Below are 20,733 nucleotides of genomic sequence, written 5' to 3' on the forward strand. Positions count from 1 at the left end.
TGCGGCAGGCGCGCGTCGTGCCTGCGTGCCCGGTTTGACTCCCGGCGGGGAATGCCGCGCCTTCGTACCCGGTTTGACTCCCGGCGGGGAATGCCGCGCCTTCGTACGTCACTTGGCCTGCGGCAGGCGCGCGTCGTGCCTGCGTGCCCGGTTTGACTCCCGGCGGGGAATGCCGCGCCTTCGTACGTCACTTGGCCTGCGGCAGGCGCCCGCCGCGCCCACGTGCCCGGCTTGCCTCCCGGCAGAGAACGCCGCACTGCTTACATCACTTGGCCCGCGGCAGACGACCCGGCCGCCGACCGAAGACCCGGCCAAGGTCAACGCAGTGCTGTGGCGCCCGGTCCGCGCGTCGCTGCGGGTGCACGCGGACCGGGGCCGTTGAGGGGACCCCGAGGGGTCAGTGGGCGGCGCTGACCGGTTCCTCGGCAGCGGCGTGGGCGTCCATCCGCTCCGCCGCGAGGATCGCCGCCGCCGTGTCCGCGCGGGAGGCCGCGACGACCAGGGCGCGGCCCGCGAGGGCGTGGGCCCGCTGGTGGAGCGTCGGCGCCCCGTCGGCCGTGGCCGTGGACGCGCGGAGCGGAGCGCGGCCGCCCCGCAGCCGGGACACCTGCGCGGCGAGCCGTTCGGCGGCCGTGTCCAGGTCGGTGGAGGGAGCCAGCGCACGCAGTTCGTCCGTGACGGCGAGGAGCGCCGCGAGATGCCCCGCGAGCTGGATGTCCAGCTCCTCCTCGCGCGACCGGTGGGGGAAGTTCGGGGTGGTGCCGGCCATCGTGCGGTGGACCGACTTGCTGCGGATCGGTTCGTACATGGGAGATGGCCTCCTGTGCTCTGACAGGAAGCCATCCTAGCTTAGATTTCGTCTAAAGTTGGCTGTAGCCATCGAGGAAGGTGCCGATCCGCGTCACCGCGTCCCGCAGATCGCCCACCGACGGCAGGGTGACCACCCGGAAGTGGTCCGGTTCGGGCCAGTTGAAGCCGGTACCCTGGACCACCATGATCTTCTCCTGGCGCAACAGGTCCAGGACCATCCGCCGGTCGTCCTTGATCTTGAAGACCTGCGGGTCCAGGCGCGGGAAGAGGTACAGCGCCCCCTTCGGCCGTACGCAGCTCACGCCCGGGATCTGGGTGAGCAGGTCGTACGCGACGTCCACCTGTTCCTTCAGCCGCCCGCCCGGCAGCACCAGGTCGTTGATCGACTGGCGCCCGCTGAGCGCGGCCACGACCCCGTGCTGCCCCGGCATGTTCGCGCACAGGCGCATGTTGGCCAGGATCGTCAGACCCTCGATGTAGGAGTCGGCGTGCGCGCGCGGGCCGGAGATCGACATCCAGCCCACCCGGTAGCCGGCCACCCGGTAGGCCTTCGACATGCCGTTGAAGGTGAGGGTCATCAGGTCCGGGGCGATCGCCGCGGTCGGCGTGTGCGTCGCGCCGTCGTAGAGGATCTTGTCGTAGATCTCGTCGGAGCAGACCAGCAGGTTGTGGCGGCGGGCGATGTCGGTCAACCCGCGCAGCACCGTCTCGTCGTACACCGCGCCCGTCGGGTTGTTCGGGTTGATGATGACGATCGCCTTGGTGCGGTCGGTGACCTTGCGCTCCACGTCGGCGAGGTCGGGCATCCAGTCCGACTGCTCGTCGCAGCGGTAGTGGACCGCCGTACCGCCGGAGAGGGAGACGGCCGCCGTCCACAGGGGGTAGTCCGGCGCCGGGACGAGGACCTCGTCGCCGTCGTCGAGCAGTCCCTGCATCGCCATCACGATCAGCTCGGAGACGCCGTTGCCGATGAAGACGTGCTCGACGTCCGTCTCGATGCCGATGGTCTGGTTGTGCATGACGACCGCGCGGCGGGCCGCCAGCAGGCCCTTGGCGTCGCCGTAGCCGTGGGCGGTGGAGACGTTGCGGAGGACGTCCTCGAGGATCTCGGGCGGGCACTCGAAGCCGAAGGCGGCGGGGTTGCCGGTGTTCAGCTTCAGGATGCGGTGCCCTGCCGCCTCCAGCCGCATCGCCTCCTCGAGGACCGGGCCCCGGATCTCGTAACAGACATTGGCGAGCTTGGTCGACTGGATCACCTGCATGTCAGGAGCTTACGGCCCGGTAACGCATGCCGGGTCGTGTTTTCCGACACGTGAGACGGGCGTTTTGCTCCGTTATCGCCGGTAGCTGTCCCAGGAGCCCCACCGGTACCTAGAATCGCAGGCCATGTCGAGCCCCACCCAGCCGCCCCCGGGCGGCGAGCCCCTCCCGCCGCCGAACGTGTACCACCCGTCGGTCCCGGCGGCTCCGGCGTACGAGGAGTACGCCGATCCCGCGGCGGCCCACGGGTGGCAGAACGCCTACGACGAGACGCGCGAGCTGCCGGTGACCTTCGGCGAGGACCCGTCCGGCGCGGGACGGGCCGTACGGCACCGCGCCGCCGGGCGGGGCTCCCGGAGGCGGGCGGGCGGCCGGCGTGGGCGCCGTGCGGCGGTCGCCGGCGGAGCGGTGGGCGTCGCGTCGCTCGCCGCCGTGATCGCGGGGCTCTCGCTCTCGGGGTCGCCGGACGCGCCGCAGGGGCGGCACGGGCGTACGGCGTCGACGGCGGGCGGTGAGGCATCGGCGCCCGCGCGGTCGGTGTCCCCGTCCGGGGCCTCCGGCGCCGCGACGCCCGGCACGCTCAAGGCCGTCGAGTCGGCCGCTGCCGAGTCGGGCGCCGTCGGTGCGGAGGGCACGGCGTCCGCCGGCGGCCACCCGGACGGCACGACGCGGTCCGCGACCCCGGCCGCCACCTCCGCCGCGCCTGCCGGTGCCACGCCGGCCGCCTCGGCCACCGCGACGCCGACCGCCGCCGAGACGACGGCCGTCTTCGGCCCCGGCAACTCCAGGGGGCGCGGCAGGGGGAGCACCAAGGGTCCCAAGTAGTCGCGTTTCGTGGTGGGTTGACCCCCGCGCGGCGAGCGGTGCATTGTCTGCGGCTTATTGCCGTCACCCCTCCGTGAACATAACAATGCTCATGACAAGACGGCAGGCGGCCGGAAGATTTCCGGTCGCTCACGTCTGCAGAGGGGACCCCCACATGAACAAGCCTCTCCTTGCCGCGCTCGCGACCCTGGTGATCACCGGGGCGGGCATGGCACCGGCGGCAGCCGCCACTGCGGCCGAGGGCGCCACCGCGACCAAGACCACCGCGACCAAGAGCGCGGCGCCCTCGATCAAGGCCGTCAACTTCGCCGGCACGGTGTCGCTCAGCAACTGCTCCGGGTCGGTCGTCCGCTTCCCGAAGTCCGCGGACAGCGACCCGGCGCTGGTGATGACGAACGGCCACTGCCTGGAGACCGGCTTCCCGGACCCCGGCGAGGTGATCGTCGGCCAGTCGTCCAGCCGCACCTTCGGCCTGCTCAACTCCTCGGCCACCCGGGTCGGGACGCTGCGCGCCAGCAAGGTCGTGTACTCGACGATGACCGACACCGACGTCACGCTCTACCAGCTCACCACCACGTACGCGCAGATCAAGAGCACGTACGGGATCAGCGCGCTGACGCTCCAGGACACGCACCCGACGGCCGGCACCGCCATCACGGTCGTCTCCGGCTACTGGAAGAAGACGTACGCGTGCAACGTCGACGGCTTCGTCTACCGCCTGAAGGAGGGTGACTGGACCTGGAAGGACTCGCTCCGCTACACCTCCGCCTGCCAGACCATCGGCGGCACCTCGGGCTCCCCGGTCGTCGACAACGCCACCGGCAAGGTCGTCGCCGTCAACAACACCGGCAACGAGGACGGCGAGCGCTGCACCGAGAACAACCCCTGCGAGGTCGACGCGAACGGCAACGTGACCGTCCGCAAGAACATCAACTACGCCGAGGAGACCTACAACATCCCGGCCTGCTTCACCACCGGCAACAAGCTCGACCTCACCCTGAGCGGCTGCACCCTGCCCAAGCCGTGACAGGAGCATGATGGGCCGGACGTGACGGACTGGGCATGACGGGCCGGGCGGTCAGCAGGGAGGAGTCCGGCGGACCGCCCGGCCCGCCAGTACGTCCGTCCGCCGGCCGTCCTCGATCACGAACCGCCCGTCGACCAGGACGTACGGGATGCCGACGGGCAGCGTGCGCGGCTGCTCGAACGTGGACCCCGCCGCGACCGTCGCCGGGTCGAACAGGACCAGGTCGGCACGGTATCCCTCACGGGCGAGCCCCCGGTCCGGCAGGCGCAGCCGGGCCGCGGGCCGCGCGGTGAGATGGTGCACGCACTCCTCCAGCGACAGCACCCCCAACTCGCGTACGTAGTGACCGAGATAGTGCGGGAAGGTGCCGTACGCCCGCGGATGCGGCTTGGCGCCCTGCAGGATGCCGTCCGAGCCGCCGGTGTGCGTGCGGTGCCGCATGATCGCCCGGACGTTCTCCTCGTGCCCGACGTGCTGCAGGATCGTCGAGCCCAGCCGGTCCTCGACCAGCAGCCGCCGGGCCGTGGTCCAGGGCTCCTCGCCGCGCAGCCGGGCGGACTCCGGCACCGTACGGCCGACGTGGTCGGCGAGGGCCGGGTCGCTCACGCCGGAGATCTCGACGGTGTCCCACTCGACGGGCACGCCGTGGCAGCCGTCCGAGCCGGTGACCTCCAGATCGTGCCGGATCCGCTCGGCCGTCGGCCCGTCCGCGAGCCGCGCGAGGACCGCCTCCGGGCCGCCCGCGCTCGCCCAGCTCGGCAGCAGCGCGGCGAGGGTCGTGCAACCGGGCGTGTAGGGGTAGGTGTCGAGGCTGATGTCGGCCCCGGCGGCGAGCGCGTCGTCCAGGAGGGCCAGCAGGTCGGCCGCGCGGCCCCTGTTCACGCCGAAGTTCATGGTGGCGTGGGCCAGGTGCAGCGGGCAGCCCGCCTTGCGGGCCAGCTCCACCATCTCCGCGTACGCCTGGAGCGCGCCCGCCCCGTACGACCGGTGGTGCGGGCAGTAGTAGCCGCCGTACGACCCCACCACCCGGCACAGCTCGGTCAGTTCGGCGTCGTCGGCGTACATGCCGGGCGTGTACGTGAGCCCCGACGACATGCCGACCGCGCCCTGCTCCATCCCCTCGGCGACCAGCTCCCGCATCCGGACGATCTCCTCCGGCGTCGCCGGACGGTCCTCCCAGCCGACGACCAGCGCGCGGACGGTGCCCTGGGGGATCAGATAGGCGGCGTTGACGGCGATGCCCCCGTCCAGCCGGGCGAGGTACTCGCCCACCGACCGCCAGTCGAAGTCGATGTCGTCGCCGTACCCGTTCCAGCCGGTGATGGCCCGGCGCACCCCGTCGAGCGTGCGGTCGTCGACCGGCGCGTAGGACAGCCCGTCCTGCCCGATGACCTCCAGCGTCACCCCCTGCGCGGCCTTCGCGCCGTGGTCCGGGTCGCGCAGCAGGGCCAGGTCGCTGTGGGCGTGCATGTCGATGAAACCGGGGGAGAGGACCAGGCCCTCCGCGTCCAGCTCCCGCATCGCGCGCGGGCGCTGGCAGCCCGCCGCCGCGGCCTCCTTGACGATGGCGGTGATCCTGCCGCCGTCGACCACCACGTCCGCCCGGTACGACGGCTCCCCGCTGCCGTCCACGACGTCGGCGTCCCGGATGACGAGGTCTTCCACGCGGGCCTCCTAGAAGAACGTGCGGATGTATTCGACGACCGTGCCGTCCGCCTCGGCCACCGGGATCAGCGGCCACTTGTCGAAGGACGTGCACGGATGGGACAGCCCCATACCCACCCAGTCCCCGACCTGGAGGTCCGCCTCGGAGGTGGTGCCGATCCAGGCGTGCTGGTCGGACAGGGCGGTGACCGTGACACCCGTGGCGGGCCGTTCGGCACCGTCCCGGCGGACCACCTGGGCGAACGGCAGGTCGAGGTCGTACGCCGCATCCCGCTTGCCCGCGTTCAGGAAGGCCTGCTCCGCCGACGGACGCGACACCACCTGCGCCCACAACCGGAACGCCGGCTCCAGGCCGCCCTCCCCGGGCACCCGGTTGAAGGGCGTCAGCCTGCGGTAGTGCCCGTCGTCGTGCGAGACGTACGCACCGGAGCGCAGCAACTTCAGTACCGGCAGGGACAGTTCGGGGACACCGGCGAAGACGTCGGCCACCGCGTCGAACCAGGCGCTGCCGCCCGCGCTCACCACGATCTCGTCGAGGCCGGCCGCCGCGAACCGCCCCGCCTTGTCGAAGTCGACGGCCAGCGCCACCAGCCGCCGCAGCCAGGCCGTCACCCGCTCCGGATCGGCCCGGGGCACCTCGCCCTCGTAACCGGCCACTCCGACCAGCCGCAGCGTGGGTACGCCGGCCACCGCGTCCGCGACCGCCGCGCACTCCGCCTCCGTGCGCACCCCCGTCCGGGCACCCTCCCCGGCGGCCAGCTCGACCACCACGTCCACCGGGCGGACGGCCCCCCGCAGCGCCGCGTCCATCAAGTCCACCCCGCGCACCGAGTCGACGTAGCAGACGAACCGGAACGACGGGTCGGCGGCCAGCTCGGCGGAGACCCACCCGAGGGCCGCCGCGTCCACCAACTCGTTGGCGAGGAACACCCGCTGCACCCCGAACGCCCGCGCCACCCGCACCTGGTGCGGCACCGCGAGCGTGATCCCCCACGCCCCGTGCTCGATCTGCCGCTGGAACAGCTGGGGCGCCATGGACGTCTTGCCGTGCGGCGCGAACGCGAGGCCGTGGCGGGCCGCGTACGCCTCCATCAACTCCAGGTTGTGCTCCAGGCGTTCGGCGGACAGGGCGAGGACCGGGGTCGCGAAGCCGCCGGTGAAGAGGTTGCGGCGCTGGGCGGCCAGCTCGCCGACGGTGAGGCCGTCGGCATCCGGCGGGAGGCCCTTGAAGCGGTGGTCGACGCGCTCCTCGGCCAGTCGGGCGAGCGCTTCGATCCTCATAAGGCCTCCTGAAATGCACTGTTGCACTCTGTGCAACGGTCGTTGCGTATGTCGCTCACCGCTGTCTAACATCTCGGCCACGCCGGGTCAACGGCGTCCGCCCCCACCCGGACCGAGGAGCTACGACGATCGTGACCACCACCGGATCCCGCAAGGCCCCCGGCGTCGTGGACGTCGTCGCGCTCGGCGAGTCCATGGTCACCTTCCTGCCCACCCGGCCCGGCCGCCTCGCCGACGTACCGTCCTTCGACCGCGCGATCGGCGGCGCAGAGTCCAACGTCGCCTGCGCGCTGGCGTCCGCCGGCCACTCCGTACGGTGGGTCAGCCGGGTCGGCGCGGACGGCTTCGGCGACCACCTCCTCGAGACGATCGGCGGACACGGCGTCGACGTCACCGCCGTCCGCCGCGACGAGACCCGGCCGACCGGCGTCTACTTCCGCACCGCCGGGGACCGCGGCACCGACGCCCACGAGGTGGCCTACTACCGCGCCGGATCGGCGGCCTCCGCCATGTCCGCGGACACGGTGGACCTGGCGGCGGTGCGCGCCGGACGTGTACTCCACCTGACCGGGATCACCCCGGCACTCTCCCCCGAGTGCCTGGCCCTGACCCGCGAGCTGGCCGCCCCCCACCCCGGCCGCCCGCTCCTCTCCTTCGACGTCAACCACCGGCCCGGACTGTGGCGCGGCGCGGACGGACCCGGCATCCTGCTGGAACTCGCCCGGGCCGCCGACATCGTCTTCGTCGGAGAGGACGAGGCCGAGGACCTGTGGGGCATCGGGGGAGGCCCGGCCGCCCTCCGCGACGCGCTCCCGGAACCCGAGGTCCTCGTCGTCAAGCAGGGCGCGCACGGGGCGACGGCCCTGCACCCGGGCGGCGCCGCCTTCGTCCCCGCCCTCGGCGTCGACGTCGTGGCCACCACCGGCGCCGGGGACGCCTTCGCCGCCGGCTTCCTCTCCGCCACCCTGCGCTCACTCCCCGTCCCCACCCGGCTCCGGCACGGCCACCTGACGGCAGCCGCCGCCCTCACCGTCCCCGGCGACCTCGCCACCCCCTGCTCCCGCGACCACGCCGACCGGCTGGCCGCCCTCGACGAGCAGGCGTGGGGGACACTTCGACTCGGCCCCGGCTGGACACACGCCGACCACAGGGCCGACGAGGAGGTACGCACCCCATGAGCCAGACCGTCGACCGCGCGCTGAGCATCCTGCCGCTGCTCGCCGAGGGCCCCGCCGACCTCGGCCAGGTCGCCGACCGTCTCGGCGTCCACAAGTCCACGGCCCTGCGGCTGCTGCGCACCCTCCACGAGCACGGCCTCGTCTACCGCCAGTCAGACCAGCGCTACCGCCTCGGCGCCCGCCTCTTCGCCCTCGCCCAGGAGGCCATGGAGAACCTCGACATCCGCGAGATCGCCCACCCCCACCTGGCCCGGCTGAACGAGAGCTGCGGACACACCGTCCACCTCGCCGTGTACGAGGAGGGCGAGGTCCTCTACATCGACAAGGTCGACAGCCGCTACCCGGTACGCATGTACTCACGGATCGGCAAGCCGGTCGCCATCACCGTCGCGGCCGTCGCGAAACTCCTCCTCGCCGACCTCCCGGAACCCGAGCGCCGCGCCCTCGCCGACAAGCTCGACTACCCCATGTACACGGCCCGTTCGACCCCCAACGCCACCGCTTTCCTGCGGGAGTTGGACAAGACACGCGAACAGGGCTGGGCCACCGACCTCGGTGGCCACGAGGAGTCCATCAACTGCGTCGCCGCACCCATCCGCGGCGCCGACGGCCGCGTGGTCGCCGCGATGTCGGTCTCCGCACCCAACGTCGTCGTCACCGCCGACGAACTCCTCACCCTGCTCCCGCTGGTGCGCCGTACGGCGGACGCCATCAGCGGCGAGTACTCCGGCAGGACCCCGATCAAGGAAGTCACATGACCGACAAGACCGCGCTCACCCCCAAGACCCACACCACCCCGCCCGCGAAGTTCTCCCACGGCGTCCGGAAGGGCAACATCCTCCAGGTCGCCGGCCAGGTCGGCTTCCTCCCCGCCGAGGAGGGCAAGCCCCCGACGCCCGTCGGCCCCACCCTGCGCGAGCAGACCCTCCAGACCCTCGCCAACGTCAAGGCGATCCTCGAAGAGGGCGGCGCCGACTGGGACGACGTGATGATGATCCGCGTCTACCTCACGGACACCGCCCACTTCGCCGAGATGAACGAGATCTACAACACGTACTTCGAGGAGCAGGGCCTCACCCAGCCGCCCGCCGCGCGCACCACGGTCTACGTCGGCCTTCCCGCCGGACTCCTCATCGAGATCGACGCGCTCGCCGTACTCGGCTGACGCACCCTCACCTCCCGCACGCGGTACGCCTCACGGCACGGCGCCCCACCACCCCCACCGGCGCCGCGCCGCGATCCCCCCTGCCCGAAAACTCCATGAACCCAACCAGAGGACCCCCATGTCCCACCCGCTCGCCGCGGCCACCCCCGCCCCCACCACCCCGCCCCACACCGGAGGCCTGCTCCTCCTCGTCGACGGCACCACCGGACTGCTCCTGGTCGCCGCCCTCGGCATAGCCCTCCTGCTGTACCTGATCATCAAGGTGAGACTCCAGCCGTTCGTCGCCCTGCTGGCCGTCTCCATAGCCGTCGGCCTGCTCGCCGGCCTGTCGGTCACCGAACTCTTCGGCACCGTCCAGCGCTCGGACGCCGTCTCCACCATCGAGTCCGGCATGGGCGGCATCCTCGGCCACGTCGCCATCATCATCGGCCTCGGCACCATGCTCGGCGCGATCCTCGAAGTCAGCGGCGGCGCCGAGGTACTGGCCTCCCGGCTCCTCAACCTCTTCGGCGAACGGCGAGCCCCCCTCGCCATGGGCCTGACCGGCCTGATCTTCGGCATCCCCGTCTTCTTCGACGTGGGCATCTTCGTCCTGGCACCGATCGTGTACGCGGCGGCCAAGCGAGGCGGAAAGTCGGTCCTCCTCTACTGCCTCCCGCTCCTGGCGGGCCTGTCGATGACCCACGCCTTCCTGCCGCCGCACCCCGGCCCGGTCGCCGCCGCCGGACTGCTGCACGTCCAGCTCGGCTGGATCATCCTCATGGGCGTCGTCTGCGGCATCCCCGCCGTGCTCGCCGCCTGGGCCTTCTCCGCCTGGATCGGCAAGCGCCTCTTCGTCGCCGTACCGCAGGACATGGTCGAGGCCGCCGACGAGGCCAAGCGCGCGGTGGTCGAGGAGCAGCGCCGCGCCGGCGTCGAACCGCGGGAGGACCCCGTGCCCCTCGGCACCGTCCTCGGCATCATCGGCACCCCGCTGATCCTCATCCTCGCCGCCACCTTCTCCTCCGTCGCCCTCGACCCCTCCACCGGCCGCTCGGTCCTCGAGTTCTTCGGCCACCCCTTCGTCGCCCTCACCCTCGCTCTGCTGCTCGCCTACTACCTCCTCGGCATCCGGCGCGGCTGGTCCCGCAAGTCCCTGGAGGCGGTGTCGACCGCCTCGCTGAAGCCGGTCGGCAACATCCTGCTGGTGGTCGGCGCGGGCGGAGTCTTCGGCGCGGTCCTCAAGGCCAGCGGCGTCGCCCAGGCCCTGTCGGACACCTTCCACGACGTCGGCCTGCCCGTACTCGTCCTCTCCTACCTGATCTCCGTCGTCCTGCGCGTGGCCCAGGGCTCGGCGACGGTCGCGATCGTCACGACGGCGGGCATCGTGGCGCCCCTGCTCTCCGAGGGCGACCATTCCCAGCCCTTCGTCGCCCTGGTCATCATGGCCATCTCCGCGGGCTCCATCTTCGCCTCCCACGTCAACGACGGCGGTTTCTGGATGGTCGCCAAGTACTTCGGCATCAGCGAGCGCGACACGCTGAAGACGTGGACCGTGCTGGAGACGGTGCTGTCGGTGGTGGGGTTCGCGGTGGCGGGCGTGTTGAGCGTGTTCGTGTGACCGCATCGAGCGACCCGACTGGTTCCGGCACAGCAAAGTCGTCCATACTTCCGCCGTGGAGCAGCGCATAGGTTCGAGCAGCCAGCCCCTGGAGGGCGCCGGATTCGACCCGGCCTTCATTCCCGGGCTCAACTCGCCCGTGGCGGAGGGGTCCGAGGACGCCAAGCCCGGGACCGAGCCCGGTGTGACGAAGGCGGAGGCGGACCCGGAAGCGACGGCGGAGACCGCCCCCGACGCGGCCGAGGCGGAAGCGGCGGGGGAGGAAGCGGCGGGGGAGGAGGACGGCGCCCCCGACGGCCCGGTCTTCGAGGCCTCCGACCGCCGCGCCAGAATCGTGGCCGACCGCAAGGGCGTCCGCCTGAGCCTCGACGAGGAGGCGTGCGAGTTCCGCTGGGACGAGATCGGCGCGGTCGAGACGGAGTCCCCCCGCTTCGGCAAGCGGTACACCGTCACGGTGCACACTCCTGACCGCCGCTGGTACCCGATCGAGATCGAGGCGCCGGCCAGGAGCCGCTTCACGGAGTGGGACGAGCAGCTGGACGCGGTACTGGACGCCTACTTCGAGGAGTAGCCACCCGGCAGGCGGGCCCTAACCGCAGTACTGGGCCTGCTTGCCGATGGACCGGTACATGCAGTCCGCGTTCTCCAGAAGCTGGAACACCGCGTCCTTGTTGCGTGAGGTCTCCCGCTCGATCACCTCGTCGGGCGGGTAGAACCCACCGTCGAAAGCGGACGTCGGATACATCTCGAAGGTGAAGTCGAATATCTTCTGGGTGCCCCAGAGATAGTCGTCGATCGACCCGTCCGTGATGTACAGGTCGCTGGACTGCTCCGCCGTGTAGCCGTTGCTGGCGGCCATCTTCTGCCCCACGGCCTTGAAGGCGGCGGCGTCGTCCGCGGTCATCCCGGTCGCCGTGTCGGAGTACGTGTACCCGAACGGCCACAGCACCAGCTCGCTGTAGGTGTGGAAGTCGATGCCCGCCTTGATCTGCTGCTTCCCACCGACGACCCGGCTGCGCACGAAGTCGGCGACCACCTTCACCTCGGGCGCCGACTCGGCGGAGGCGCCCCGGTAGGTCTCGGACGACGCCGACCCCGACGAGCCGCCGCAGCAGCCCCACTTGTAGTTCCAGTTCCGGTTGAGGTCGGTCCCGACGTACGAGGAACCGGCGTTGGGCTGGCGGTTCTTCCGCCAGGACCGGTACGACCCGGTCGCGATGTCGTACTCGCCGCCGTCCGGATTGAGATCCGGCACGATCCAGATCTCCCGGCTGTTCACGATGTTCGTCACCCGCGGATCGCTCCCGTACCCGGCGCCGAGCTCGCGCAGCAGGTACAGCGCCATCTCCACGGTGAGGTGCTCGCGGGCATGCTGATGGAAGGTCAGCAGCACCTCGGGCTCGTCCTCGTCCGTCCCCACGTTGTCGCTCACCTTGATGGCGACGATGTCCCGGCCCTGGTACGACTTGCCGATCACCCGCTTGCTCATGATGCCCGGGTAGGCGGCCAGCCGCTGGTCGATCTCCGTGTTCATCTCGGCGTAGTTGTGGTACTTCGAGTCGGCGCTCGGGAAGTCGAACAACCGCGCCCCGGACCGCTTCGGCGCCGCCCCCACGGGGGTGACGCTGTAACCGAGTCGGCGCAGCGCACGGATCTGGTCGGCCCGCCCGGAGACGACGACGGTCTCCTCATCGGCCTCGTCCACTGTGACGCCGGTGCGCTGGATGGCGGTACGGGTCACGGGCGTGGTGCTCTGGTGGATCTCGTACTGCCGGATGTCGTTCCGGGAAGGGGCGACCTTCCGGACGCTGTCGGCGCTGGCGTCGGCGGCCGTCGACCAGACGGGAGCGGCGAGGGCCAGGGCCAGCAGCGCGCCGAGCCCGGCGACACGTCTGCTGCCGCGCGCGCCGGAGCCGCGAGTGCGAAGTCGCATGAACTCTCCTTGGGTCTCCAGGACTCCCGGGGTCACCGGGATGTGGGGAATGGAGCTGGGAGCGGTGTGCTTCAGTGCGACGTGCGGGTGGGATGCGGGCCGGGGCGGAGTTTGCTGTGAGTCCGCTGTGCCGGTCGGCGCTCCATGGTCCAGCGATGTCATGGTCAGTTCAAGTGGCGGTAAAGGGGTCCGACTGGAAAACGCCGGATCGATCCCCCTCGGCACTACTCGGTGGTACCGTATAGCGGTACTCGGTATCACGTAGTACTGGCAAGGCTGAGGGGACCCGCAATGGACGACCTGACGGAGATGCTGAAGGGCACGCTCGAAGGGTGCGTGCTCGAAATCATCGGCGGCCAGGAAACCTACGGGTACGCCATCACCCGTCAGCTCAACGAGCTCGGCTTCACCGACGTCATCGAGGGGACGGTGTACACCATCCTGCTGCGGCTGGAGAGGAACGGACTCGTCCAGGTGACCAAACGACCGTCCGGGGTCGGCCCGCCGCGCAAGTTCTACGCCCTCAACGACGCCGGACGCGAAGAACTCGCGAAGTTCTGGGCCAAATGGCAGTACGTCTCATCACGCATCGACAGGCTCAAGAGGGGCGGGGAATGAACTTCTGGGAGAAGGTCACAGGCAGCGATCTCACCCGGGACTGGAAGGCGTTCGAAGCCCGGGCCGAGGCCCTGCCGGACGACTACCGGGCGGCGTGGGCACAGATCATCGCCCACCTCTTCCCCTACCGGGACTTCACCGGCCGCAACCTCATGCCGATCCTCGACGCCGCCCTGGGGCTGCTCGAAATGGCAGCGGCGGACGGGCAGAGCGTCCACGAGGTGCTCGGCGACGACATCCAGGGCTTCTGCACCGCGCTCGCCGGTGGGAAAGGGGCTCGAACCCATCGCGACCGGTGGCGCGAGCAGTTGAACAGGAACGTCGCAAGGAAACTGAGCCGGCTGGGAGACTGACGTGAGCATCCACGACATCATCGAGGGCAAGAAACAGTGGCGGGCGCACCTGGCTCGGGTCAAGGCCCTCCCGCCGGACTACCAGATCGTCTACAAGGAAATGCAGAAGTACCTGTTCAAGGTCGGACCGGTCAGCCTGTCCGACGGACCCCTCCTGCCTGGAATCGTCGACTTCTTCGAGGAGGGCGTCGCCGCGGGCAAGGGCGTCCTGGAACTCATCGGCACCGACGTCGCCGCGTTCTGCGACGACCTGGTCAAGGACTCTCCCACCTTCGCGGACGTCTACCAGGCATCCATCAGCGGGGAGCCAGGGACGGACGCGAAGTGACGCTCGCCGCCCCATGCCGACGGGCGTAGCGCCCGAGCGGAACCTGGAGCCGATATGCCCCCCGGGACCACGAACGATGACCGCCCAAAGCCAGAACCTCAGGCGACCGACGCCCTGAAAGGATCGGTTGGGATGATCTCTGCCTCGTCGAAGAGCTGCTCCAACGCCTCGTGTCCGTGACGCCTACGGAATTCGATCTCGGCGGTCGTCACAGGCAGGGCCCACAGGGTGCGAGCGCGTCCCCCAGGAAGCGGGCAGTGTTCCAGGCTGGGGCCGTGGAGATAAGGCAGGCTGATCAGCAGGTGGTCACAGGTTGAACCCGGCACCCACGGTTCACCGATCGGCATGCTGTGCTCCAGGCCGAGCTGATGTCCTCCGCAGTGGTAATAGGCGATCATTGCTATGAGTTCGATGAACCGCTGGTCGCGGACGTGGGCGGTCATGACGAACTCAAGTCCATGACCGTCCTTATTCATCGCGGCCCAGCACCCGGCGGTCAGATAGGCCCAGCCGTCGCCGCGGGGACCGGGCCCCACAACGAGAACGCGCAGCTCGGGCACCACTGCTCGCCGTTCCCGCCCGAGGTCGTAGTCGAGGACCTCCACAGAGTGCCCCTCGAAGAACGCCCGGACATGTGACTCAACGGCTTCCGCAGCCGGCACCCTCGCATCACTCACTGCGAGATCATCCCAGACCGCGACCCGACCGCCCCTGACAGCTCAGTCAGCGGCATGGCACTGTCGACGCCGGCTACGCATACGCGACACCCCAACACGCGAGCTCACCGGTCCCGGGGCCGGTCTACTGGAGGAGGCTCGGCCGTCGCCGCTTGACGCGGTCGAGGTCGCCGCCCAGCAGATCGCGGTGACTGATGCAGAAGTCCCCGTTGCTCAGAACCTGTCCGTCGCCGTAGTACCGACCCACGACCGCGCCGGGAAGGAAGGCACGCAGACTGTGCCGCATACGCGCCGGATAGTCGACCGGGGCGCCCCAGCCGTCCGGGGCCTGGTCGGTGGAGAACAGTACCCAGTGGTCCACGGGGACGTCGGCGTCGAGATCCGGCGCGCCTCCGGTGTGGCTGTCCAGCGCGGGCAGCGTCAACCGGTCCGGGTCGTGCGGCGAGTACCAGACCAGCAGGGGCTTGGCCCGTTGCGCATCGGCGTTGTCGAAGCAGCAGACTGCGATGGTGTGGTCGGGGAAGTGCTCGGCGTAGAACCGCAGGAGATCCGGATCGAGCCGGGGCCGCCGATGTGCGGGCACTCGATGGAGCACGGTGGATATCAGGGTCGGGTCGGAGGCGAGGAGCACGGTGTAGACATCGTGCTCGAAGACCTGCACGGGCTCCGGACCCGCGCCCATCCACGCGATGCCGTCGTCCTGGGCGTCCTCGGCGTCCTTGGCTTCGACCATCCGGTGCAGGGTGTCGTCGTTACGTGCGGTGGAGACGAACTGCTCAGGCGTGATCCGCCACGTGGGCAGGTGCAGCAGCATGGCGTTCGGCCCGTCCGCCAGGTTAACGGCAGTGTTCTGATACCCCATGACATGGACGAGACCGTGCGCCGGGTGGTGCAGTCGCCCGCAGTACAGGATGGTGCCAGAGAAGGCGGCGTCACCGGCCGAGACGCACATAAGGGCCCGTCGTGGAGGTGCTCTTCTTCAGGCCCTCGATGAAGGGGGCGAAGGCGCCGACTGGGAAGGTGAGGGCGGCTCTGGCCGGGGCCTTGGAGTCGCGGACGGCTATGTGGGTGTCGAGGTCCGCGATCTCGACGCAGGTGTTGCCATCGCCTCCGCCGGAGTACGACGACTTCCGCCAGCGGACGTCCTGGGTCATGCGGTGCCCTCACAGTTCCTTCGACATGCGGTGGATGAAGTCCCGTGACTCCACGGGCTGTAGTGCTGCCTTCCCCACCTTATTGAGCATGGCCCGGAAGCGTGCCAGCTGAGATTCGGCGTCGATGAAGGCGGTACCGTGCGGTGCGTCGCGCAGCACCGTATCCAACTGGGGGAGCGGGCCGCCCACGTACATCATCTCGATCCCCGCCCCGGCGAACCCCTCCTGCGACATAGGGATAACGCGCACCGTGGCGTGTCCGCGCTCGATAGCCCGCAGGACTTCCAGTAGCTGCGCACGGGCGGTGCGGCGCTCCGACACCAGGATGCGTAGTGCCGCCTCGTGGATGATCGTCTCGTACGGGACGGGGACGTCACGCTCGAGTACGAACCTGCGCCTCATCCGGTGCTCGACACGAGGTCTCAGTTCGCTCTCCGGCAGCTCAGGGACCATGTAGCCGAATACGGCGCGGGCGTAGTCAGGGGTTTGGAGCAACCCGGGCACGTGGCTGGTGACGACCTCACGCAGGAACGTGCCGTGATGCTCGATCTCGGCGACATCCAGGAACACCGGCGGGAGCACACCGCGGTACTCCTCCCACCAGCCATGCGTGCGGTCGGTCGCCATCGAGACCAGGGCCTCGATCAACGCTGGGTCGGCACAGGCGTAGTGGGCCGCGAGACGTCGTACCCGCTCCTCACTGACGCCGGCGAGACCCGCTTCGACCTGACTCATCTGGGCGGAGGTGGAACTGAGCAGGCCCGCCACCTCGCGCGCCTTCAGACCGGCCGCCTCCCGCAGTCTGCGCAGCTCGACACCCAGACGCACCTGTCGTGCAGTGGGTTGGCTTCTCGTTGCCATGTGCCCTCCCAGCCGTAACAGGCTTGCCCCGTGTGCCTCGTTCGGGGCCAGGTTACGCGACCAACTTGCCTGAGCGAAAATTTATGCTCTACGGTCAGTGACGTAGCGCACACGTAGCGGAAGCGCACCGCTCCGTCCTGCCGTGACGGCTGCGGCAATGCCACCGCACGCCAATCCACCGCCACCAAACCGGAGTTGACGCATGCCCGAAACCTGGGACTACACCCTCTACATCCCGAACGACCCCAGAGCCGTCACCGTCTCCCGTCGCACCCTGCGCCTGATCCTCACCCTGCACGGTCTGATCGGCCTGGTGGACACTGCGGAACTCCTCGCGGCGGAGCTGGTCTCGAACGCCGTACGACACACCAAGGGACCGGCTGCGCTCAGGGTCCGCCGCACCCCGCAGGGGGTGGTGTGGATCGGGGCCTGGGACTCGAACCCCGAGCCGCCCCCTCCACCCCGACCGCTGGACCAGACCGCAGAGCTGGAGGGCGGGCGGGGCCTGGGGCTGGTGAGGGCCTGCGCACAGTACTGGGGCTGGCAGCCGTCCGCGCGGTTCGGGGACCGGGGGAAGTACGTGTGGTGCGAGCTGGATACGGCGTGAGCGCTGCACCGGGCCTGGCCTGCCCCGTCTTCCGCTATGGAGGTGGTGTGTTGCGTGGCCACCGCGCGCCCAGGTGTTCCGATGCGGCGGCCCGGAACGCCTCCATCAGAACGCATCCCGGATACGCCCCGAACACCGGGTACTTCCAGCGGTAGTAGCACGACCAGTAGCTCACCACTCGTCGCTCCGTCCGCGCGAAGAAGACTGGATTCCGCGTGATGAACTCCCCGTAGAGCCTGCGCTGGACCGAGCCTGGCGTCCGGCACCACCGCCAGGACGCTCTGAACGTCACCGGCAAGGCGGTTCGGAAACGCTGCGACCAGGACATCGGTGGCGGTCGAAGGATCCCGAGGCAACTGCACAACAGGAGGCTAAGGGCTGTCCCGCTCACCGGGAACGGTGAGCGGGCGCCCCGGCCGGGGCCGTACTGTTCGCTCGGTGATCAGTCACGCTGGTCGAGACGCGGATCCGGACGTGGCTGGAGGCCGGCTCGTTCCAGGCCAGGCTCATGGAGGTCGAATCAACTGTGTGGACCGAAATCGTTGGCCCTCGCCGCTCTTCTCCGCGAGAGCAACGGCATCGAGGGCGAGTATGGAGACGGGCTGATCTGGTCGGCTGAGCGCATCACCTCCGAGAACCAGGGCCTTCGCGAGGACGCTGAGCTCGCCACCCTCTACATGCCGTTCGATCCGCTGCTCTTCTTCGCGGACGCGGGGAACGGGGACCTGTTCGCGCCCCTCCCCAGGATCGACCGGCCCGACGTCTTCGTCTGGAACCACGAGGACGACAGCCGCACCTGGGTGGCACCGAGCCTGGGCAAGTACCTCGAATGGTGGCTGACAGGGCATATCAAGCTGTAGCACCACGCCTCACGGCTCAATCGCGCGATGAGATTGGATCAGTACGCATGGCCACCAGGGCACAGATCGGGAACCGGGGATGAGTGGCGGCCTGCCCTTCTTTCGCTATCACCCAGGCCCCATCGCAAGTGGGTCCATCCGCGCGGCCGCCGAGACGTGCGCCTGCTGCAAGCGCAACACGGGCTGGATCTACACGGCCACCTTCTACACCGCACACGAGGTCGACGGACGTTTCTGCCCGTGGTGCATCGCAGACGGGAGCGCTGCTGAACGCTTCGCGGGTGAATTCAGCGACTCCTACGGGCTTGCTGGTGTCAGCGAGGATGTCTTGCATGAGGTCACCCGCCGCACTCCTGGCTTCCATGCCTGGCAGGACCCGCACTGGCTCGTCCACTGCCAGGATGTGGCCGCCTTCGTGGGCGAAGTCGGGTACACCGAGTTGGCGGCGCATCCCGAAGCCCTCGACCACTTGCGGGCCGACATGCGCATGGGCGGTTGGCACGACGAAAACCAGCTTGAGCACTTCCTGGCCCACCTGGGCGAGGGGGCGACCGCCATGCTCTTCCGCTGCACCGTCTGCGGCGCCCATCTCGCCTACGCAGACGCATCCTAGAAGTCAGCCGGTTTGGGCGAGTCTGCGGTAGCAGATGAGGGTACAGGCGATGCTGCCATGGTGCGTTCGATGGTGCATTGGGCCGGGCGTCGGATGGAGCGGCCCTCTGAGATGAAGTCTGTGCTCCGCTGTGAGCTGCTCTCATTTCTGAGTCGCGGCCAGGGCGGAGTGCAGGTCCTCTCTCAGGAGGAGTGGGAATTCCCGATGGGCCATGAGGCCAACTCCCACACCTGCTCGAATTCTCCTTGGTTGACCAGGGCGGCGGAAAATTCTGGCTGACTAGCCACATCTTCGATGGCACCCACGGGGATTTCACTCAAGCCGATCTCTCCAGACTCATGGAATTTATCAGATTTCAGCATCCGTCCGTCCCAATAGATCTGGATCTTGCGTATTTCGTACCCATCGCCACCGATCTCGCTATAAAAGGTCGTCGGCTCGGATTGAAAGTCGTGCGACCAGTCGACCTTCCAATATTCCATGACTCAGCTCTTTCCGTGACTGGCAATGCGACCCGCTCAGAGGGAGGGCCCCTCGTTGTGGTAAACGCAGATGTTTCGCACCGCGCATGTGACGCTCGTCCGGGCTGGTCTGGCCCCGGTTGGTGTCGAGGGCACAAGACCTCCTGGAGCGCCGCTCCAAGGGGCCCCCTGAGCCAGGAACCCCCCCTCAGGGGGAGCAGCGCAGCAATGGAGTCGTCCCACGCCCCCTGGCTTCGACCAGCGCCTGCCGGTCGCCGATGGTGGTGCCCACGCAGTCGGTGCGGGAGGCGGAAACCGGCAGGCGGCGGACCGCAGGGCGGTGAGGTCTGCGATGGTTCGTGGCTCGTGCCGCGGATCGCTCTCTCACAGCAGGTCGGACAACGCCGTGCGGAATTCATCCACTTCCTGCTGGATGTAGGGAGACAAGTCGGTCAGCATGGCGATGGTCTCGTTCAAGTGGCGAGCCCACTCGGCCGAGGACCTCCACACCGGCTCCTTTCTCGTGAGGACCGCCGACAGAAGATCGTCCTCGTACCAACCGGTGGCTGCTTCGTCGGGAGCAGTCTCCCTCAGGAAGTCCAGGGCCACCGGCAGCAGCCACCGAAGCCCGACGTCCTGCCCGATCAACCGGCGCATATCCTCTGCCGACAGATCTTTGACAGGACGCTTCCTCAGTTCATGCATGGCGCGGACCAGGGGCGTGCTGTCCCCTGGCGGGGGCGGCCATCTGACCTCCTCCAGGTCCTCGATCGATTTTTCTCTGTCCACAAAATCCGAAAGCAAGACACTTCTTCCAGGACGCCACATTCGAGCTCGCTTCCCGGCCTCAGTCACCTGGCCACATCGGCGCCGCCGGCAGCAACACCGCTCCCGCCTCAATCACTACCGCCGCCGCAGTCACCACCAAATCAGTTCGTACGTGCAGCGAGAACCTTCACGGCGTCGTCTCTGGAGAGCTCCAGCAGTGCTTCCTCGGAGTATCCCTGGATTTGGTCGACATAAGGCAGAACACCTGGGCGGCGCGTGCAGAAGGTGACGTGCGAAGTCAGGGTGTCGTCCGACAAGCCGCCCTCGGAAAGGGAAACGTAACCCAGGACAGCATGCTCGCTTTCAGCGGGGACGGCCTGCAGGACCATACATGCGTAGGCAATTGAGCGCCGCAGAAGTTGGTCCTGTCGTTCCGGGCCAGCAGCGGGAAGGTCGTAGTCCATCATGGCGCGCCCGTTCACCGTGGCTTCGAAGTGGACAATGTCTTGGAACTCTTCGACCGTCGACCCACGGTAGCCGCCCTCCAACGCGGAGAGCAGGCAGGCGTCATTAGCATCCACGGTCCAGCCCTGTGCTGCGATCGCACGATACGCGGCAGGAACGTCGTCTGGCCCAACCGACGGCAGATCGGGGCCCACAAGGGTGAGCATCCTGTCGTTCATTCTCAT

Annotated in this window: 25 protein-coding genes; 13 read left to right on the forward strand and 12 right to left on the reverse strand. The window is 69.2% G+C overall.

Features of this window, described 5'->3' with window-relative positions:
• Positions 1-397 precede the first annotated feature (397 nt).
• Both ACFY0F_RS11760 and ACFY0F_RS11765 read right to left on the reverse strand, forming a co-directional pair.
• Positions 398-808, reverse strand: coding sequence for a hypothetical protein (locus ACFY0F_RS11760; protein ID WP_388792059.1), 411 nt, complete (start codon positions 806-808; stop codon positions 398-400).
• Positions 809-860: 52 nt separating this feature from the next.
• Positions 861-2,072: a pyridoxal phosphate-dependent aminotransferase gene (locus ACFY0F_RS11765; RefSeq protein WP_388792061.1), complete on the reverse strand. Its 1,212-nt coding sequence runs from the start codon at positions 2,070-2,072 to the stop codon at positions 861-863.
• Positions 2,073-2,196: 124 nt separating this feature from the next.
• Here ACFY0F_RS11765 and ACFY0F_RS11770 point away from each other — a divergent pair, with 124 nt between their 5' ends.
• On the forward strand, positions 2,197-2,895 hold the full coding sequence (locus ACFY0F_RS11770; RefSeq protein ID WP_388792063.1) for a hypothetical protein: 699 nt from the start codon (positions 2,197-2,199) through the stop codon (positions 2,893-2,895).
• 154 nt (positions 2,896-3,049) lie between these two features.
• Complete coding sequence (locus tag ACFY0F_RS11775) at positions 3,050-3,922, forward strand: serine protease (protein ID WP_388792065.1); 873 nt, start codon at positions 3,050-3,052, stop codon at positions 3,920-3,922.
• A 51-nt stretch (positions 3,923-3,973) separates the two neighbouring features.
• Here the strand turns inward: ACFY0F_RS11775 and ACFY0F_RS11780 are convergent, their stop codons facing one another.
• Both ACFY0F_RS11780 and ACFY0F_RS11785 read right to left on the reverse strand, forming a co-directional pair.
• The gene (locus ACFY0F_RS11780; protein ID WP_388792067.1) at positions 3,974-5,587 is read right to left on the reverse strand and encodes an amidohydrolase family protein; all 1,614 of its coding nucleotides are present in this window, start codon (positions 5,585-5,587) and stop codon (positions 3,974-3,976) included.
• A 9-nt stretch (positions 5,588-5,596) separates the two neighbouring features.
• Entirely contained in the window at positions 5,597-6,868 is a 1,272-nt protein-coding gene (locus ACFY0F_RS11785) for an amino acid deaminase (RefSeq protein WP_388792069.1), read from the reverse strand.
• A 194-nt stretch (positions 6,869-7,062) separates the two neighbouring features.
• On the opposite strand from ACFY0F_RS11785, the gene ACFY0F_RS11790 reads away from it, so the two are divergent.
• The 5 genes from ACFY0F_RS11790 (at position 7,063) to ACFY0F_RS11810 (ending at position 11,382) form a co-directional block, all read left to right on the forward strand.
• A complete protein-coding gene (locus ACFY0F_RS11790; RefSeq protein ID WP_388792416.1) occupies positions 7,063-8,046 on the forward strand; it encodes a sugar kinase in 984 nt (327 codons plus the stop codon).
• On the forward strand, positions 8,043-8,804 hold the full coding sequence (locus ACFY0F_RS11795) for an IclR family transcriptional regulator (protein WP_388792071.1): 762 nt from the start codon (positions 8,043-8,045) through the stop codon (positions 8,802-8,804). Before ACFY0F_RS11790 ends, ACFY0F_RS11795 begins: the two co-directional genes overlap by 4 nt.
• Positions 8,801-9,211 (forward strand): RidA family protein, encoded by a 411-nt coding sequence (locus ACFY0F_RS11800; protein ID WP_388792073.1) that lies wholly within the window; start codon positions 8,801-8,803, stop codon positions 9,209-9,211. The genes ACFY0F_RS11795 and ACFY0F_RS11800 overlap by 4 nt, the downstream gene beginning before the upstream one ends.
• Positions 9,212-9,329: 118 nt before the next feature.
• Positions 9,330-10,811 carry a GntP family permease gene (locus ACFY0F_RS11805; protein WP_388792075.1) on the forward strand — a complete coding sequence of 494 codons (1,482 nt, stop codon included), beginning with the start codon at positions 9,330-9,332 and terminating at the stop codon, positions 10,809-10,811.
• Between the two features lie 55 nt (positions 10,812-10,866).
• A complete protein-coding gene (locus tag ACFY0F_RS11810; RefSeq protein WP_388792077.1) occupies positions 10,867-11,382 on the forward strand; it encodes a hypothetical protein in 516 nt (171 codons plus the stop codon).
• Positions 11,383-11,400: 18 nt separating this feature from the next.
• Here the strand turns inward: ACFY0F_RS11810 and ACFY0F_RS11815 are convergent, their stop codons facing one another.
• Entirely contained in the window at positions 11,401-12,744 is a 1,344-nt protein-coding gene (locus ACFY0F_RS11815; RefSeq protein ID WP_388792079.1) for a M14 family metallopeptidase, read from the reverse strand.
• A gap of 291 nt (positions 12,745-13,035) precedes the next feature.
• On the opposite strand from ACFY0F_RS11815, the gene ACFY0F_RS11820 reads away from it, so the two are divergent.
• Genes ACFY0F_RS11820 through ACFY0F_RS11830 form a run of 3 tightly spaced genes read left to right on the forward strand, consistent with a single transcriptional unit; the run spans position 13,036 to position 14,043 of the window.
• Positions 13,036-13,362, forward strand: a complete 327-nt coding sequence (locus ACFY0F_RS11820; protein WP_388792081.1) for a PadR family transcriptional regulator — start codon at positions 13,036-13,038, stop codon at positions 13,360-13,362.
• The gene (locus ACFY0F_RS11825) at positions 13,359-13,715 is read left to right on the forward strand and encodes a DUF1048 domain-containing protein (protein WP_388792083.1); all 357 of its coding nucleotides are present in this window, start codon (positions 13,359-13,361) and stop codon (positions 13,713-13,715) included. Before ACFY0F_RS11820 ends, ACFY0F_RS11825 begins: the two co-directional genes overlap by 4 nt.
• A 1-nt stretch (position 13,716) precedes the next feature.
• Complete coding sequence (locus tag ACFY0F_RS11830; protein ID WP_388792085.1) at positions 13,717-14,043, forward strand: DUF1048 domain-containing protein; 327 nt, start codon at positions 13,717-13,719, stop codon at positions 14,041-14,043.
• Between the two features lie 98 nt (positions 14,044-14,141).
• Here the strand turns inward: ACFY0F_RS11830 and ACFY0F_RS11835 are convergent, their stop codons facing one another.
• The 4 genes from ACFY0F_RS11835 to ACFY0F_RS11850 all read right to left on the reverse strand — a co-directional run bounded on the left by ACFY0F_RS11835 (position 14,142) and on the right by ACFY0F_RS11850 (position 16,735).
• The gene (locus ACFY0F_RS11835) at positions 14,142-14,648 is read right to left on the reverse strand and encodes a suppressor of fused domain protein (protein ID WP_388792087.1); all 507 of its coding nucleotides are present in this window, start codon (positions 14,646-14,648) and stop codon (positions 14,142-14,144) included.
• Between the two features lie 196 nt (positions 14,649-14,844).
• Positions 14,845-15,582 (reverse strand): hypothetical protein, encoded by a 738-nt coding sequence (locus ACFY0F_RS11840; protein WP_388792089.1) that lies wholly within the window; start codon positions 15,580-15,582, stop codon positions 14,845-14,847.
• 70 nt (positions 15,583-15,652) lie between these two features.
• Positions 15,653-15,874, reverse strand: a complete 222-nt coding sequence (locus tag ACFY0F_RS11845) for a DUF397 domain-containing protein (protein ID WP_388792091.1) — start codon at positions 15,872-15,874, stop codon at positions 15,653-15,655.
• A 9-nt stretch (positions 15,875-15,883) separates the two neighbouring features.
• Positions 15,884-16,735 (reverse strand): helix-turn-helix domain-containing protein, encoded by an 852-nt coding sequence (locus ACFY0F_RS11850; RefSeq protein WP_388792093.1) that lies wholly within the window; start codon positions 16,733-16,735, stop codon positions 15,884-15,886.
• A 202-nt stretch (positions 16,736-16,937) separates the two neighbouring features.
• Between ACFY0F_RS11850 and ACFY0F_RS11855 the strand changes: the two genes are divergently transcribed.
• From ACFY0F_RS11855 to ACFY0F_RS11865, 3 genes are all read left to right on the forward strand, one after another.
• Positions 16,938-17,342, forward strand: coding sequence for an ATP-binding protein (locus tag ACFY0F_RS11855; RefSeq protein ID WP_388792094.1), 405 nt, complete (start codon positions 16,938-16,940; stop codon positions 17,340-17,342).
• A gap of 542 nt (positions 17,343-17,884) precedes the next feature.
• Complete coding sequence (locus ACFY0F_RS11860) at positions 17,885-18,202, forward strand: SMI1/KNR4 family protein (protein WP_388792095.1); 318 nt, start codon at positions 17,885-17,887, stop codon at positions 18,200-18,202.
• A gap of 79 nt (positions 18,203-18,281) precedes the next feature.
• Positions 18,282-18,815, forward strand: a complete 534-nt coding sequence (locus ACFY0F_RS11865; RefSeq protein WP_388792096.1) for a CbrC family protein — start codon at positions 18,282-18,284, stop codon at positions 18,813-18,815.
• Between the two features lie 182 nt (positions 18,816-18,997).
• Here ACFY0F_RS11865 and ACFY0F_RS11870 read toward each other — a convergent pair whose 3' ends face one another.
• The 3 genes from ACFY0F_RS11870 to ACFY0F_RS11880 all read right to left on the reverse strand — a co-directional run bounded on the left by ACFY0F_RS11870 (position 18,998) and on the right by ACFY0F_RS11880 (position 20,727).
• Positions 18,998-19,297 carry a DUF6881 domain-containing protein gene (locus ACFY0F_RS11870; protein ID WP_388792097.1) on the reverse strand — a complete coding sequence of 100 codons (300 nt, stop codon included), beginning with the start codon at positions 19,295-19,297 and terminating at the stop codon, positions 18,998-19,000.
• Positions 19,298-19,660: 363 nt separating this feature from the next.
• Positions 19,661-20,080, reverse strand: a complete 420-nt coding sequence (locus tag ACFY0F_RS11875) for a contact-dependent growth inhibition system immunity protein (RefSeq protein WP_388792098.1) — start codon at positions 20,078-20,080, stop codon at positions 19,661-19,663.
• Positions 20,081-20,205: 125 nt separating this feature from the next.
• Positions 20,206-20,727 (reverse strand): hypothetical protein, encoded by a 522-nt coding sequence (locus ACFY0F_RS11880; RefSeq protein ID WP_388792099.1) that lies wholly within the window; start codon positions 20,725-20,727, stop codon positions 20,206-20,208.
• Positions 20,728-20,733: the final 6 nt, after the last annotated feature.

The organism is Streptomyces sp. NPDC001544, from assembly GCF_042894285.1.
Classification (GTDB): Bacteria; Actinomycetota; Actinomycetes; order Streptomycetales; family Streptomycetaceae; genus Streptomyces.

Coding starts and splice junctions, on each gene's coding strand:
- ACFY0F_RS11760 (WP_388792059.1), bottom strand. CDS start 808: ATGTACGAACCGATCCGCAGCAAGTCGGTCCACCGCACGATGGCCGGC.
- ACFY0F_RS11765 (WP_388792061.1), bottom strand. CDS start 2,072: ATGCAGGTGATCCAGTCGACCAAGCTCGCCAATGTCTGTTACGAGATC.
- ACFY0F_RS11770 (WP_388792063.1), top strand. CDS start 2,197: ATGTCGAGCCCCACCCAGCCGCCCCCGGGCGGCGAGCCCCTCCCGCCG.
- ACFY0F_RS11775 (WP_388792065.1), top strand. CDS start 3,050: ATGAACAAGCCTCTCCTTGCCGCGCTCGCGACCCTGGTGATCACCGGG.
- ACFY0F_RS11785 (WP_388792069.1), bottom strand. CDS start 6,868: ATGAGGATCGAAGCGCTCGCCCGACTGGCCGAGGAGCGCGTCGACCAC.
- ACFY0F_RS11790 (WP_388792416.1), top strand. CDS start 7,063: ATGGTCACCTTCCTGCCCACCCGGCCCGGCCGCCTCGCCGACGTACCG.
- ACFY0F_RS11795 (WP_388792071.1), top strand. CDS start 8,043: ATGAGCCAGACCGTCGACCGCGCGCTGAGCATCCTGCCGCTGCTCGCC.
- ACFY0F_RS11800 (WP_388792073.1), top strand. CDS start 8,801: ATGACCGACAAGACCGCGCTCACCCCCAAGACCCACACCACCCCGCCC.
- ACFY0F_RS11805 (WP_388792075.1), top strand. CDS start 9,330: ATGTCCCACCCGCTCGCCGCGGCCACCCCCGCCCCCACCACCCCGCCC.
- ACFY0F_RS11815 (WP_388792079.1), bottom strand. CDS start 12,744: ATGCGACTTCGCACTCGCGGCTCCGGCGCGCGCGGCAGCAGACGTGTC.
- ACFY0F_RS11820 (WP_388792081.1), top strand. CDS start 13,036: ATGGACGACCTGACGGAGATGCTGAAGGGCACGCTCGAAGGGTGCGTG.
- ACFY0F_RS11825 (WP_388792083.1), top strand. CDS start 13,359: ATGAACTTCTGGGAGAAGGTCACAGGCAGCGATCTCACCCGGGACTGG.
- ACFY0F_RS11840 (WP_388792089.1), bottom strand. CDS start 15,582: ATGGGGTATCAGAACACTGCCGTTAACCTGGCGGACGGGCCGAACGCC.
- ACFY0F_RS11845 (WP_388792091.1), bottom strand. CDS start 15,874: ATGACCCAGGACGTCCGCTGGCGGAAGTCGTCGTACTCCGGCGGAGGC.
- ACFY0F_RS11850 (WP_388792093.1), bottom strand. CDS start 16,735: ATGGCAACGAGAAGCCAACCCACTGCACGACAGGTGCGTCTGGGTGTC.
- ACFY0F_RS11855 (WP_388792094.1), top strand. CDS start 16,938: ATGCCCGAAACCTGGGACTACACCCTCTACATCCCGAACGACCCCAGA.
- ACFY0F_RS11865 (WP_388792096.1), top strand. CDS start 18,282: ATGAGTGGCGGCCTGCCCTTCTTTCGCTATCACCCAGGCCCCATCGCA.
- ACFY0F_RS11870 (WP_388792097.1), bottom strand. CDS start 19,297: ATGGAATATTGGAAGGTCGACTGGTCGCACGACTTTCAATCCGAGCCG.
- ACFY0F_RS11880 (WP_388792099.1), bottom strand. CDS start 20,727: ATGAACGACAGGATGCTCACCCTTGTGGGCCCCGATCTGCCGTCGGTT.